Origin of the sequence: Roseovarius aestuariivivens (assembly GCF_004761875.1) — a bacterium.
In the GTDB taxonomy this organism is placed as follows: Bacteria; Pseudomonadota; Alphaproteobacteria; order Rhodobacterales; family Rhodobacteraceae; genus Roseovarius; species Roseovarius aestuariivivens.
In genome coordinates this window covers 149,833-162,505 of record NZ_SJEY01000005.1, presented here as the reverse complement: position 1 = coordinate 162,505, position 12,673 = coordinate 149,833, and the positions used below count along the sequence as shown (strand labels likewise).

The following is a 12,673-nucleotide window of genomic DNA, read 5'->3' as shown; positions in this document are numbered from 1 at the left end:
TCCGCTCGGCTCTGGCCAAGGGCCGGGCACCGCGCTAGGACTGTGGCCAACATATCAGACAATCACCACGGAGCAGCCGATGACCAGCATGACCCCGATCACCTTCGCCGAGACCGATCTTGACGCCATAGCAGAGTTCGAGGGCCGCGTCGCGGTGGTGATCACGCCCAGCGGCAAGATGGGGCCGGGCGCGCGCCGTGCCAATCGCCTCACCAAAGGCGCGCTCAAGCGGCTGGTGGAAAGCGCCAGCTGGGAAAAGGCAAAGCCCGGCGACGTCAAGACGCTGGCCTGGCCCACCGGCATGGCCGCCGAGGCGCTGGATGTGCTCTGCCACGAGCGCGGCGCCGACGCGGTCGAGACCCGCAAGGCCGGCGCGGCACTGGCAAAGGCGCGCGGCACCGCGCCGCTGCTGGTTCTGGGCGCGCCTGTGCGGCGGATCGGCGAGTTCGCGCAGGGTCTTGCGCTGCGCTCCTACGCGTTCACGGCGCGCAAATCCGATCCTGGCAAGGATATCGGCCCGGTGACGATCATGGTCGCGACCCCGGCAGAGGCCGAAGAGGCCGCGGCCGCGCCGCTCGCCATCGCCGAAGGCGTGCTGCTGACCCGCGATCTTGTCTCGGAGCCGGCCAATCACCTGACCACCACTGCCTTCGCCGAGCGCATTCAGGGGCTGGAAGCCGACGGGCTCAAGATCACGGTGCTGGAAGAGGACGAATTGGAAAAGCTCGGTATGGGCCTGCTCCTGTCGGTGGGCCAGGGCTCTGCGACGCCCACGAAGGTCGCGGTCATGGAATGGTCCGGCGGGCGAAAGGGCGACGCGCCCCTGGCGCTGGTGGGCAAGGGCGTGGTCTTCGACACCGGGGGCATCTCGATCAAGCCCGCGGGCGGCATGGAAGAGATGACCATGGACATGGGCGGCGCGGGCACCGTGGTCGGCACCATGAAGGCGCTGGCCAAGCGCCGCGCCAAGGCCAATGTGGTCGGGCTCGTCGGGCTGGTGGAAAACATGCCTTCGGGCAGCGCCTCGCGGCCCGGCGACGTGGTGACGTCCATGAAGGGCGACACGGTCGAGATCATCAACACCGACGCCGAAGGACGGCTCTTGCTGGCCGATGTGCTCTGGTACGCGCAGGAAAAATACGAGCCCGCCGCGGTCATCGATCTGGCGACCCTGACCGGCGCAATTATCGTCGCCCTCGGCCACGAACATGCCGGGGTCTTCTCCAACGACGACAGTTTCGCGGACAAGTTCCTCCGTGCGGCGGGCAACGAAGGCGAGGGCGCGTGGCGTATGCCGCTGGGAGAGGCCTATGACAAGCTCATCAAGTCCAATATCGCGGACATGAAGAACGTGGGCGGCCGCAAGGGCGGCGCGATCACCGCCGCGCAGTTCCTGCAGCGCTACATCAAGGATGGCACGCCCTGGATCCACCTCGATATCGCCGGGGCGGCGCGGGTCGATGCGGAAACCAGCTTCGCGCCCAAGGGCGCGACCGGCTGGGGCGTGATGTCGCTCAACCGGCTGATCTCGGACCAATACGAAGGCGAGGACTGACGCGGGGCAGGGTGGCGCCATGGGGGCGGTTTATTTCTATCACCTGACGCGCCGCCCGCTCGAGGTCGCGCTGCCGATGCTGCTCGACCGTGCGCTCGCCGCCGGGTGGCGCGTCGCGGTGCGCGGCACGGCGCGCGACCGGATGGACTGGCTCGATGGCAAGCTTTGGCTGGAACCCGCCGACGGCTTTCTGCCCCACGGCCTGTCCGGCGGGCCGCATGACGCGCGTCAGCCGATCCTGCTGACCGAAGCCGCCGGCCCCGCCCCGAACGGCGCGCACTGCCTCATGAGCATCGACGGCGCCGAGGTTGCGCCCGAGGAGGTGCAGGCGCTGGAGCGGACCTGCATCCTTTTCGACGGCGCGGACGCGGCGGCGACGGCCCACGCGCGGGGACAATGGAAAGCGCTCACCGACGCGGGCTGTGCCGCGCAATACTGGTCCGAAGAATCCGGGCGGTGGGAGAAAAAGGCCGAGGCGGGGACGCAATCCGATTGAGCGGCTGCGCCGCGCGCGTTTGTCAGGAATGAGGGGTTCCACCCCTCAAACTCCCCGAGGTATTTTTCGCCAGATGAAGCGGCCGGTCAGCGGGTGAGGATGAGCCTGCCGTCAACAATCTCGACGCGGCTGAAGCGCTGCAGATAGCTCATGCCCAGAAGCGAGCGGTCGAGCTCGCCCGCATTGACCACCGCCGCGACGCCGCGGTCCTCGATCGGGCCGATGACGAGGCTATCGAGCCGCACCGGGGCGGTGCGCACCTCGCCATTGGCGGTGCCCGCGCGCCCCACAAAGGCAAGATCGGATGTGTCGAGCCCCGCGGCCTGGGCATCGGCGCGGGTCAGCACGATCATGGTGGCGCCGGTATCGACCACGAAGTCGATTGGCGCGCCGTTGACCTCGGCGGTCACGTAGTAATGCCCGTCCATCTGGCGCTGCAGCTCGACGGTATTTTCGCCCACGGTGCGCGCGATGCCGGGCTGTACCGTGCTGCGGATGTCGCCCCAGAGGCCCACCGCGGCGATCACGCCCACGAAAATCAGCCCCCAGACCAGCGCCTGTTGCGTCATCTTGCCAAGCGAGGCGCGGTTCTGGGCGAAAAACCACATCAGGATCGCGCCGCCGAGCAGCACGAGATAGATTAGGCGGGCGGTATCATCTCCGGTCATGGGACAGATATAGGCGGTGCGCCCTCAGCCCGCCAGACCGAAGCCCTTCAAACCGTCGAGAACGAATTGCACCGCCAGCGCGGCCAGCAGCATCCCCAGAAGCCGGGTGATCACGTTGATGCCCGTCTGCCCAAGCGCGCGTTCGAGCATTCCGGCGGTCAGGAACAGCAGGAAGACCAGCAGCACCACGCTCAGCATCACGCCGATGACCCAGGCGAGCCCTTCGAGCCCCGGCTGCTGACCGGCCAAAAGGATGATCGTGGTGATCGCGCCGGGCCCCCCGATCAACGGAATGGCCAGCGGATAGATCGACGGATCCTCGCGGTCGTCTTCTTCGCTCGCCTGATCCTTGCGCCGCTTGGTGCGCCGTTCGAACAGCATGTCGAGCGCCGTCAGGAACAGCAACAGCCCGCCCGCGATGCGGAAGGCGGGCATGGAAATGCCGATAAAGCCAAGCACCGCCTCGCCGAAACTGGCAAAGACGATCAGCACCAGCGCGCCCGTGATGCACGCGCGCATCGCAATGGCCCGCCGGCGCGCGGTGCTGTCGCCTTGCGTCAGCGCGACGAAAAGCGGGGTCATGCCGATCGGGTCGATGATGACGAAAAGCGCCACCCAGGCGGTGATGAGAAAACTTGGATCCATGGCTGCGACCTTTGGCGTCTCGCAGGCCGCTTGTAAAGCCGTGCCTAGCTTTCGGCCGCTTCCAGCCGCTCCAGCGCCGCCATCCAGAGCGTTTCGGCCCGGTCGAGCCCGTCCATGACCTCGGCATATTTGCGCTGCCAGGCTTCCATGTCACCGGCGCGGGCGTCATCATACATGGTCGGATCGGCCAGCTTGCCCGCGATGCGGTCGCGCATGTCATGAAGCTTTTCCACCCGCTCCTCGCATTTGCGGACCTCGGCGCGCAGGGTCAGGATCTGGTCGCGCGGGGCGCGCTTGGGCTTGGGCGGCGCTTTCGGGGCGTCGGCGTCCCTGGCGGGTTCCGGCTTCTGGTCGAGCAGCATCCGGCGATAGCTGTCGAGATCGCCGTCATAGGGCGTCACCGTCCCGTCCTTCACCAGCCAGAGCCGGTCCGCCACGAGGCTTAGAAGATGCATGTCGTGGCTGACGAGGATGATCGCGCCGGTATAATCTGTCAGCGCCTCGACCAGCGCCTCGCGGCTCTCGATATCCAGATGGTTCGTCGGCTCGTCGAGGATCAGCATATGCGGCGCGTCGAGCGTGGCGAGCATCAGGCTCAGCCGCGCCTTTTGCCCGCCCGAGAGCTGCCCGACGGGCGTGTCGGCCTGCTCCGCGCCGATGCCGAACCCGCCAAGGCGGGCGCGCAGCTTCGCCTGACCCTCGTCGCCGCGCAGACGGCGGATATGGTCGATAGGGGTTTCTTCAAGGCGCAGCTCGTCAACCTGGTGCTGGGCGAAATAGCCGACCCGAAGTTTTGAGGCCGCCGTGCGCTGGCCCTCCATCACCTGAAGTTTGTCCGCCAAGAGTTTGGAAAGTGTGGACTTTCCCTCGCCATTCCGGCCCAGAAGTGCAATCCGGTCATCCTGATCGATCCGCAGGTTCAGCCGCCGCAACACGGGCGTGCCGTCATAGCCCACCGCGGCGCTTTCCAGCCGCAGGATGGGCGGCGACAGCGCCTCGGGCGCGGGAAAACTGAAGCGGCGCAACGCGGCTTCTTGCGGGCGGGTGATGGGCTGCATCTTTTCCAGCGCCTTGATCCGCGCCTGCGCTTGGCGGGCCTTGTCGGCCTTGTAGCGGAAGCGGTCCACATAAGATTGCAGATGCGCCCGGCGGGCGTCCTGTTTCTTGGCCTCGGCCTCGGCGGCGGCCACGCGGGCGGCCCGGGTGGCGGCAAAGCGGTCGTACCCGCCTTGGTAAAGCTGCAAGTTTCGGTCTTCGAGATGCAGGATCGCGCCCACGGCGCGGTTCAAGAGGCCCCGGTCGTGGCTGATGACCAGCACCGTATGCGGATAGCGCGCCAGATAGCTTTCAAGCCAGAGCGCGCCTTCGAGGTCGAGATAGTTCGTCGGCTCGTCGAGAAGCAGCAGATCAGGCGCCGCAAAAAGCACGGCGGCCAGCGCCACGCGCATCCGCCAGCCGCCCGAGAAGGCCGAGCAGGGCATCGCCTGTTCTTCGTCGGTAAACCCCAGCCCCTTGAGGATCGAGGCCGCGCGCGCCTCGGCGCTCCAGGCGTCGATATCGGCAAGCCGGGTCTGGATCTCGGCAATCGTCTCGCCATCGGTTTCGCGCTCGGACCGGGCCAGCAGATCGGCCCGTTCGGTATCCGCGGCCAGCACCGTATCCAGAAGCGACACCTCGTTGCCCGGCACCTCCTGGTCGACGCCGCCGATCCGGGCGCGCGACGGCAGGCTGATCTCGCCGCCTTCCAGGGCAAGTTCGCCGCGTATCAGTCTGAAAAGCGTGGTTTTTCCTGTCCCGTTCCGGCCGACAAGCCCCACCTTGTGGCCATCCGGAATCATCGCCGAGGCGCCCGTGATCAGGGGGCGGCCGGCAACCGAGTAAGAGATGTTCTCGAGCTTCAGCATGGTCTTCCCATGCCGCATTGCCGGTCGGCGGTCAATCGCGGCTTTTCAAAGCCGGGCCTGCATGCTATCGGGGCGCCAAATCCTGCGCCTGGCTTTGGCCCGGGCGCGGAAACCCCTTGAAAACAAAGAGGCTCACATGGCTGTCGAACGCACGCTTAGCATCATCAAACCCGATGCCACCAAACGCAACCTGACCGGCAAGATCAACGCCAAGTTCGAAGAGGCCGGCCTGCGCATCGTGGCGCAAAAGCGCATCAAACTGACGATGGAGCAGGCCGGCGTCTTCTACGCCGTGCACGCCGAGCGTCCGTTCTTCGGCGAGCTCTGCGAATTTATGGCGTCCGGTCCGGTCGTGGTGCAGGTGCTCGAAGGCGAAGGCGCGATTGCCAAGAACCGCGAAGTGATGGGTGCCACGAACCCCGCCGATGCCGCCCCCGGCACGATCCGCGCCGAATTCGCGGAATCGGTCGGCGAAAACTCGGTCCACGGCTCGGACGCGCCGGAAACCGCGGCGGTCGAGATCGCCTATTTCTTCTCGGGTCTCGAACTGGTCGGCTGACGCCGCCCTATCTCGACACTTTCATGACCGCTGCGCCCCGGCGCGGCGGTTTTACTTTGTGCGCCTCATAAATCGGTCAGATCGCGGCGAAATCGGTAAAGATCTGCGCCCTGACCTTTTTCGGGGCTTCGGCGGCCGGTGCCTGCAGGCTGGCGCGTGCGCGCTTCTGCGGGGTCGCGGGTTGGCGTCTTGGGGGGGTCACTTGTACCATACGTCTGCTCCTGTGGTGCAACAGACCGGCCAGAATGCGCCTGACCGGCGCTGTCTTCGATCCATCCTGCACAGGACTTTGCCGAAATTTTGCCCGTGGCGGGGCATTCCCGCTGCAACCCCCGCGAATGACGCGCCGCCGCAACTGTCCTCTCAGGCTTGTCAAACCGCCTCCGGTTGCCCATGGTCGGAGGTTGTCAAACCATCCGTGGACTGCGTGTTATGCCGACCACCCGATTGAACCAGGATCCGCACCGCGTCCGCGATCCGCGCGAGAAGAACCTCGAAACCGCCATCGGCCGCGAGGTGCGCGAGGTGCGCCGCGCGCGCGGCATGACCGTGGCGGACCTCGCCGAGGCGACGGGCCTGTCCGTCGGCATGCTGTCGAAGATCGAAAATGGCGTGACCTCGTCATCGCTGACCACGCTACAGGTCCTCTCGGCGGCGCTCAGCGTGCCGATCACGTCGTTCTTCCGGCGCTTCGAAGAACGGCGCGAGGCAGTACACGTAAAAGCGGGCGAAGCGCTGGAAATCGAGCGCGCCGGCACCCGCGCCGGGCACCAGTACCGGCTTCTAGGGCATCTCGGCGCCAATAACAGCGGTGTGGTAGTCGAGCCGTATCTCATCACTCTTGACGAGGAATCCGATATCTTTCCCACGTTTCAGCATGACGGGATCGAATTGCTCTACATCCTCGAAGGCGAGTTCCGCTACCGCCACGGCGACCGGCATTTTCACCTTCAGGCGGGCGACAGCCTCTTTTTCGACGCCGACGCGCCGCATGGCCCTGACGAGCTGACCAAGCTGCCGGTGCGTTATCTGTCGGTCATCTCCTACCCGCAGAACGGCTCGGCATGACATTCCTGTCATGAAACAAAAATTCTTTTATTGAAACCTTTCCGCCTTTGTCCTAGCTTTTGCGAAACTTTCTGGCGGAGGCGCTGATGTGTGGAATCGTCGGACTTTTCCTCAAGGACAAGTCGCTTGAACCAAGGCTGGGCGAAATGCTCACCGAAATGCTCATCACCATGTCCGATCGCGGCCCCGACAGCGCGGGTATCGCGGTCTACGCCAAGGGCGAGGACGGGCAGGGCAAGCTTACCCTGCAGGCCGCCGATCCGGGCGTGTTCGCCGGGCTGGAGGACGAGCTGAGCGCGGCCATCGACGCGCCGGTCACTGTGCGGATCAAGGACACCCACGCGGTCCTGACCCTGCCCGAGGACAAGCTGAAAGAAGCGCGGCAAGCGGTTAAGCGCCTGCGCCCCGACACCCGCGTGATGAGCGCCGGGGAAATCATTGAAATTTATAAGGAAGTGGGCCTGCCGGGGGACGTAGCAAAGCGCTTCGACATCCCGCATCTTACGGGAAGCCACGGCATCGGCCACACCCGCATGGCGACTGAATCCGCGGTCACCACCCTCGGCGCGCACCCGTTTTCCACCGGCGCGGACCAGTGCCTCGTGCATAACGGCTCGCTCTCCAATCACAACTCGCTCCGCCGCAAGCTCGCCCATGAGGGCGTGCAGGTGGAAACCGAGAACGACACCGAAGTCGCCGCCGCTTACCTGACCTGGAAAATGCAAGAGGGCCAAAGCCTTGGCGAGGCTCTTGAAAGCGGTCTTAATGATCTCGACGGCTTTTACACTTTCGTTGTCGGCACCAAGGACGGCTTTGGCGTCCTGCGCGATCCCATCGCCTGCAAACCCGCCGTCATGGCCGAAACCGATCAATACGTCGCTTTCGGCTCTGAATACCGCGCGCTGGTGAACCTGCCGGGTATCGAAGACGCCCGCGTGTGGGAGCCCGAACCCGCCACCGTCTATTTCTGGAAGCACTGACATGCAGACATTCGATCTATCCGCCGACGGTCTGCGCGCCCTCAACGCAGCACTTCAGGCCCAGGCCCAACAGACCAATGAAACCGCGTGGGAGGTCGTAAATCCGCGCGGCAGCCATGCCATCGCCGTGGGGCTTGATGCCCCCATCGAGGTCACGGTCAAGGGCTCAACCGGGTATTACTGCGCGGGCATGAACCAACAGGCCACCGTGCATGTGAAAGGCTCCGTCGGCCCCGGCGTGGCCGAAAACATGATGTCGGGCACCGTCATCGTCGAAGGCGACGCCAGCCAGTATGCCGGCGCCACGGGCCACGGTGGCTTGCTGGTCATCAAGGGCAACGCCAGCTCCCGTTGCGGCATCTCGATGAAGGGCATCGACATCGTGGTGCAGGGCAATGTCGGCCACATGTCGGCCTTCATGGCGCAGAAGGGCAATCTGGTGGTCTGCGGCGACGCAGGCGATGCGCTTGGCGATTCGATCTACGAGGCCCGGCTTTTCGTGCGCGGCTCGGTCAAAAGCCTCGGCGCGGACTGCATCGAGAAAGAGATGCGGCCCGAGCATATCGAAATTCTGACCGACCTGCTGGATCGGGCAGGGATCGACGCCAGGCCAGAAGAGTTCCGCCGCTACGGCTCGGCCCGGCAGCTCTACAACTTCGACATCGACAACGCGTACTAAGGGGGCAATCATGGCCAAGGACGATCACGCACCGCGCACTTTGCCCAAATATTCCAGCACCTTCACGCCCGAAGTGAATGCAGAAATCCGCCGCGCCGCGGCCACCGGCATCTACGACATCCGCGGCGGCGGGGCGAAACGCCGCGTGCCGCATTTCGACGATCTGGTGTTTCTGGGCGCGTCGATGTCGCGCTACCCGCTGGAGGGGTACAGGGAGCGCTGCGACACTAACGTGGTGCTCGGCACCCGCTTCGCCAAGAAACCCATCGAGCTCAAGATCCCGATCACCATCGCCGGCATGAGCTTTGGCGCGCTCAGCGCACAGGCCAAAGAGGCCCTTGGCCGTGGCGCCTCGCTCGCCGGCACCTCCACCACCACCGGCGATGGCGGCATGACGCCCGAGGAACGCGGCCAGTCGAAAACGCTCGTCTATCAATACCTGCCCTCCCGCTACGGCATGAACCCCGTTGACCTGCGCAAGGCCGACGCGATCGAGGTTGTCGTGGGTCAGGGCGCGAAACCCGGCGGTGGCGGCATGCTTCTGGGCCAGAAGATCTCCGACCGTGTGGCGGAAATGCGCACCCTGCCTAAGGGCATCGACCAGCGCTCCGCCTGCCGCCATCCCGACTGGACCGGCCCCGACGATCTGGAAATCAAGATCCTCGAGCTGCGCGAGATCACCGGCTGGGAGAAACCCATCTACGTCAAGGTCGGCGCGGCGCGCCCCTATTTCGACACCACGCTCGCGGTCAAGGCCGGGGCGGACGTGGTCGTGATCGACGGCATGCAGGGCGGCACGGCGGCCACGCAGGACGTTTTCATCGAGCACGTGGGCATCCCCACGCTCGCCTGTATCCGCGAGGCCGTGCAGGCGCTGCAGGACCTCGGCATGCACCGCGAGGTGCAACTGATCGTCTCGGGCGGCATCCGCTCGGGCGCGGATGTGGCCAAGGCGCTGGCGCTCGGCGCGGACGCGGTCAGCATCGGCACCGCCGCCATGATCGCGCTCGGCGACAACGACCCCAAATGGGAGGACGAGTACCAGAAGCTCGGCTCCACAGCAGGCGCCTATGACGACTGGCACGAGGGCCGCGACCCGGCGGGTATCTCCACGCAGAACCCCGAACTGGCCCAACGCCTCGATCCGGTCGAGGCCGGTCGCCGCCTCAACAACTATCTCAAGGTCATGACGCTGGAATGTCAGACCCTCGCCCGCGCCTGCGGCAAGAACCACGTGCAGCACCTCGAGCCCGAAGACCTCGCCGCCCTCACGCTCGAGGCCTCCGCCATGGCCCGCGTGCCGCTGGCAGGCACAAAATGGTATCCCGGCATGCCCGGAGGCGCGTTTTAAACCACTTTCCGGGCCGGGAGCTTTGACAACCCGCGCAACACCCGGCTTCATTCCAAGAAAGAATAAACACGACAGGGGACAAAAAACATGACCAAAGACCTCGCCGCCTTCGCCGCCGAGACCGGCGTGAAATACTTCATGATTTCCTTTACCGACCTTTTCGGCGGCCAACGCGCCAAGCTGGTGCCCGCCCAGGCCATCGCCGACATGCAGGAAGAGGGCGCAGGCTTCGCCGGTTTCGCCACATGGCTCGACATGACGCCCGCCCATCCCGACATGCTCGCCGTGCCCGACCCGTCTTCGGTGATCCAGCTGCCGTGGAAGCCCGAGGTCGCCTGGGTCGCCGCCAACCCGGTGATGGAAGGCGAGGACGTCGCCCAGGCCCCCCGCAACGTGCTCCGCCGCCTGATCGAGGAGGCCGCCTCCGAAGGGCTGCACGTGAAGACCGGCGTCGAGGCCGAGTATTTCCTGCTCACCCCCGATGGCAACGCCCTTTCGGACGAGTTCGATACAGCCGAGAAACCCTGCTACGACCAGCAGGCCGTCATGCGCCGCTATGACGTGGTGCGCGAGATCTGCGACTACATGCTTGATCTCGGCTGGGGCCCCTACCAGAACGACCACGAGGACGCGAACGGCCAGTTCGAGATGAACTGGGAATTCGACGACGTGCTGGTGACCGCCGACCGCCATTCCTTCTTCAAATTCATGACCAAGTCGGTGGCCGAGCGTCACGGCTTCCGCGCCACCTTCATGCCCAAGCCCGTCGAGGGGCTGACGGGCAATGGCTGCCATGCGCATATCTCGGTCTGGGACGCGCCGGGTGCCAAGGCGAAAACCAACATCTTCGCCGACGACGCGATGGAACTGGGCCTCAGCGAGAAAGGCCGCAACTTCCTCGGCGGCATCATGAAACACGCCTCCGCCATGGCCGCCATCACTAACCCCACGGTGAACAGCTACAAGCGCATCAACGCGCCACGCACGACCTCCGGGGCCACATGGGCGCCCAACACGGTGACATGGACCTCCAACAACCGCACCCACATGGTCCGCGTCCCGGGCCCCGGACGGTTCGAGCTGCGCCTCGCCGACGGCGCGGCCAACCCCTATCTCCTGCAGGCCGTCATCATCGCCGCCGGCCTCGACGGCATCCGCACCAAAGCCGATCCGGGCAAGCGCCACGAGATCGACATGTACGCCGAAGGCCACAAGGTCAAAGGCGCCCCCAAGCTGCCCCTCAACATGCTCGACGCCCTGCGCGCTTATGACAAGGACAAGGGGCTCAAGGCGGCGATGGGCGAGGAATTCTCGCAGGCCTTCATTAAGCTCAAGACCAACGAGTGGAACAGCTACATGTCCCATTTCAGCCAGTGGGAAAAGGACAACACGCTCGATATCTGAGGGGGAGGGTGGGGCGCTTTGGCCCTTGCTTTACCCAAGAAAGCGATAGCCCCCCATGGTCAGGCGTGCCCTGCGCAAACGTAGGCGGTGCCCCCAACGCCACCGCGTGATCGCCAAAGTGCCCTCCCGCGTTCCGCCCATCCCGCGGCTATGTCCAACCGGCAGGTCGGGTCCTTAAAGACAGAATTTGAAGACATCGCAGCGAAATTCTGCTTTGAGACCATGGCAGGCCATCGCTTCGACACACAGAACACGGCTCTCGGCTCCGGGGAAGACCCGAAACGCGGGACTGATTACGGCCGCGTCAACGGACCAATCCGAATGCTATCCAGGATTTTCTGCGATCGGCTCAAAAAATCGTCAACATCCACCTGCGCAATCGTTTCGTCCCCGAAAGCTTTTTTCGTGATGATTAGAACGGCCATGGTTCCGGCGGCGGTATCGACACAAGCCTGCACCGCGTTCAGCGTCTCAACCTGAATATCTCGTATCCGAATGCACGGCCCGCGCTGCATATTTATCCACGTTGTTGAAAACTCGCCGTAAACAGTGCGCGCATCATCTTTGGGAGCATTCTGAGAAATGAATTCCTCGAGTGAGGATCTTGCCAACGCGGCGTCGCCTGCTTCCGACTTTCGCCCCGCCCCCGGTAGCCGGAGCGGATCAGGCCAGCCAACAATCTGTACGCCAACCTCGAGCTCTCCGTACACCGGGCTATCGAAGTAAATCGCCAAAGGGTTATCCCTCGCGATGCTCAAGGAGAGAGGGACGAGCTCGTCCAGACTGAAAGCGATCGCTCCAAGGTCGATCTCGCCCGTCGCGACAAGCAGCTTCTCGGCTGAAACCGGCACGTTCACGAAACGTGTCGCGGGGTCCGATCCGGTTCCTGAAAACTGTTCAACCGACCCGTCTTCAAAGCGCACCTCCCAGACCGCGATGAATGGCGTCTCTCCGCCAGGCAATACGCGCGGTTCGACACAAAGGGTCATATCTGTCCTTTGCAGGCACAGGCGTGACTTCTCTATCAAGCAAGATGAGTTATGCTCACGGATGCTTGCGGCGCCATTGAAAAAAAGCACCATCGGATTGGTTGACCGACAATCCAGAACGAAGCCCTGTCCAAAGGCTTCTCCCGTAAGTTCGATAATGACCGAATTCGATTCAAGAAGAGCTTCAATGGCTTCTGTGCCAATAGGTGTCCCTTTTTCGAAAATTTCCAACTCTGTCGGCCAATCCTCCTGCGCCATACCTGCTTCTGCAGAACCGATTGCAATGGCGAGAAGAAGGCAAAAAAGACGACGCACTGCCAGCCCTCCCTCTCGGATATCTTTTTAAAATGCTAACATCTTTGTTCGCGATGAAAT

13 protein-coding genes are annotated in these 12,673 nt (G+C 64.3%); 8 read left to right on the top strand and 5 right to left on the bottom strand.

What is annotated here, in order from left to right; translation table 11 throughout:
- Positions 1-79: 79 nt before the first annotated feature.
- Together EZV60_RS09945 and EZV60_RS09940 are read left to right on the top strand one after the other, a co-directional pair.
- Entirely contained in the window at positions 80-1,555 is a 1,476-nt protein-coding gene (locus EZV60_RS09945) for a leucyl aminopeptidase (protein WP_135504994.1), read from the top strand.
- A 19-nt stretch (positions 1,556-1,574) separates the two neighbouring features.
- Positions 1,575-2,051, top strand: a complete 477-nt coding sequence (locus EZV60_RS09940; RefSeq protein ID WP_135504992.1) for a DNA polymerase III subunit chi — start codon at positions 1,575-1,577, stop codon at positions 2,049-2,051.
- 86 nt (positions 2,052-2,137) lie between these two features.
- Here EZV60_RS09940 and EZV60_RS09935 read toward each other — a convergent pair whose 3' ends face one another.
- The 3 genes from EZV60_RS09935 to EZV60_RS09925 are packed head-to-tail and all read right to left on the bottom strand — an operon-like array spanning position 2,138 to position 5,268.
- Complete coding sequence (locus EZV60_RS09935; RefSeq protein WP_135504989.1) at positions 2,138-2,719, bottom strand: retropepsin-like aspartic protease family protein; 582 nt, start codon at positions 2,717-2,719, stop codon at positions 2,138-2,140.
- A gap of 24 nt (positions 2,720-2,743) precedes the next feature.
- The gene (locus tag EZV60_RS09930; protein ID WP_135504987.1) at positions 2,744-3,364 is read right to left on the bottom strand and encodes a MarC family protein; all 621 of its coding nucleotides are present in this window, start codon (positions 3,362-3,364) and stop codon (positions 2,744-2,746) included.
- Between the two features lie 44 nt (positions 3,365-3,408).
- Complete coding sequence (locus tag EZV60_RS09925; RefSeq protein ID WP_135504985.1) at positions 3,409-5,268, bottom strand: ABC-F family ATP-binding cassette domain-containing protein; 1,860 nt, start codon at positions 5,266-5,268, stop codon at positions 3,409-3,411.
- A gap of 136 nt (positions 5,269-5,404) precedes the next feature.
- Here EZV60_RS09925 and ndk point away from each other — a divergent pair, with 136 nt between their 5' ends.
- Entirely contained in the window at positions 5,405-5,827 is a 423-nt protein-coding gene (gene ndk, locus EZV60_RS09920; RefSeq protein WP_135504983.1) for a nucleoside-diphosphate kinase, read from the top strand.
- Between the two features lie 76 nt (positions 5,828-5,903).
- On the opposite strand, the gene EZV60_RS19465 is transcribed toward ndk, so the two are convergent.
- Positions 5,904-6,038 carry a hypothetical protein gene (locus EZV60_RS19465; protein ID WP_280952579.1) on the bottom strand — a complete coding sequence of 45 codons (135 nt, stop codon included), beginning with the start codon at positions 6,036-6,038 and terminating at the stop codon, positions 5,904-5,906.
- A gap of 221 nt (positions 6,039-6,259) precedes the next feature.
- Between EZV60_RS19465 and EZV60_RS09915 the strand changes: the two genes are divergently transcribed.
- The 5 genes from EZV60_RS09915 (at position 6,260) to glnT (ending at position 11,309) form a co-directional block, all read left to right on the top strand.
- The gene (locus EZV60_RS09915) at positions 6,260-6,895 is read left to right on the top strand and encodes a helix-turn-helix domain-containing protein (protein ID WP_135504981.1); all 636 of its coding nucleotides are present in this window, start codon (positions 6,260-6,262) and stop codon (positions 6,893-6,895) included.
- Positions 6,896-6,981: 86 nt separating this feature from the next.
- The gene (locus EZV60_RS09910) at positions 6,982-7,875 is read left to right on the top strand and encodes a class II glutamine amidotransferase (RefSeq protein ID WP_135504979.1); all 894 of its coding nucleotides are present in this window, start codon (positions 6,982-6,984) and stop codon (positions 7,873-7,875) included.
- A gap of 1 nt (position 7,876) precedes the next feature.
- Positions 7,877-8,554: a GltB/FmdC/FwdC-like GXGXG domain-containing protein gene (locus tag EZV60_RS09905; RefSeq protein ID WP_135504977.1), complete on the top strand. Its 678-nt coding sequence runs from the start codon at positions 7,877-7,879 to the stop codon at positions 8,552-8,554.
- 10 nt (positions 8,555-8,564) lie between these two features.
- Positions 8,565-9,905 carry an FMN-binding glutamate synthase family protein gene (locus tag EZV60_RS09900; RefSeq protein WP_135504975.1) on the top strand — a complete coding sequence of 447 codons (1,341 nt, stop codon included), beginning with the start codon at positions 8,565-8,567 and terminating at the stop codon, positions 9,903-9,905.
- 87 nt (positions 9,906-9,992) lie between these two features.
- A complete protein-coding gene (gene glnT, locus EZV60_RS09895; RefSeq protein WP_135504972.1) occupies positions 9,993-11,309 on the top strand; it encodes a type III glutamate--ammonia ligase in 1,317 nt (438 codons plus the stop codon).
- Positions 11,310-11,602: 293 nt separating this feature from the next.
- On the opposite strand, the gene EZV60_RS09890 is transcribed toward glnT, so the two are convergent.
- A complete protein-coding gene (locus EZV60_RS09890; RefSeq protein ID WP_135504970.1) occupies positions 11,603-12,613 on the bottom strand; it encodes a hypothetical protein in 1,011 nt (336 codons plus the stop codon).
- Positions 12,614-12,673: the final 60 nt, after the last annotated feature.

What these genes read in the sequence shown, in the direction of transcription:
- EZV60_RS09915 (WP_135504981.1), top strand. Translation starts at nt 6,260, where the DNA reads ATGCCGACCACCCGATTGAACCAGGATCCGCACCGCGTCCGCGATCCG.
- EZV60_RS09945 (WP_135504994.1), top strand. Translation starts at nt 80, where the DNA reads ATGACCAGCATGACCCCGATCACCTTCGCCGAGACCGATCTTGACGCC.
- glnT (WP_135504972.1), top strand. Translation starts at nt 9,993, where the DNA reads ATGACCAAAGACCTCGCCGCCTTCGCCGCCGAGACCGGCGTGAAATAC.
- EZV60_RS09930 (WP_135504987.1), bottom strand. Translation starts at nt 3,364, where the DNA reads ATGGATCCAAGTTTTCTCATCACCGCCTGGGTGGCGCTTTTCGTCATC.
- EZV60_RS09935 (WP_135504989.1), bottom strand. Translation starts at nt 2,719, where the DNA reads ATGACCGGAGATGATACCGCCCGCCTAATCTATCTCGTGCTGCTCGGC.
- EZV60_RS09940 (WP_135504992.1), top strand. Translation starts at nt 1,575, where the DNA reads ATGGGGGCGGTTTATTTCTATCACCTGACGCGCCGCCCGCTCGAGGTC.
- EZV60_RS09900 (WP_135504975.1), top strand. Translation starts at nt 8,565, where the DNA reads ATGGCCAAGGACGATCACGCACCGCGCACTTTGCCCAAATATTCCAGC.
- EZV60_RS09925 (WP_135504985.1), bottom strand. Translation starts at nt 5,268, where the DNA reads ATGCTGAAGCTCGAGAACATCTCTTACTCGGTTGCCGGCCGCCCCCTG.
- EZV60_RS19465 (WP_280952579.1), bottom strand. Translation starts at nt 6,038, where the DNA reads ATGGTACAAGTGACCCCCCCAAGACGCCAACCCGCGACCCCGCAGAAG.
- ndk (WP_135504983.1), top strand. Translation starts at nt 5,405, where the DNA reads ATGGCTGTCGAACGCACGCTTAGCATCATCAAACCCGATGCCACCAAA.
- EZV60_RS09905 (WP_135504977.1), top strand. Translation starts at nt 7,877, where the DNA reads ATGCAGACATTCGATCTATCCGCCGACGGTCTGCGCGCCCTCAACGCA.
- EZV60_RS09910 (WP_135504979.1), top strand. Translation starts at nt 6,982, where the DNA reads ATGTGTGGAATCGTCGGACTTTTCCTCAAGGACAAGTCGCTTGAACCA.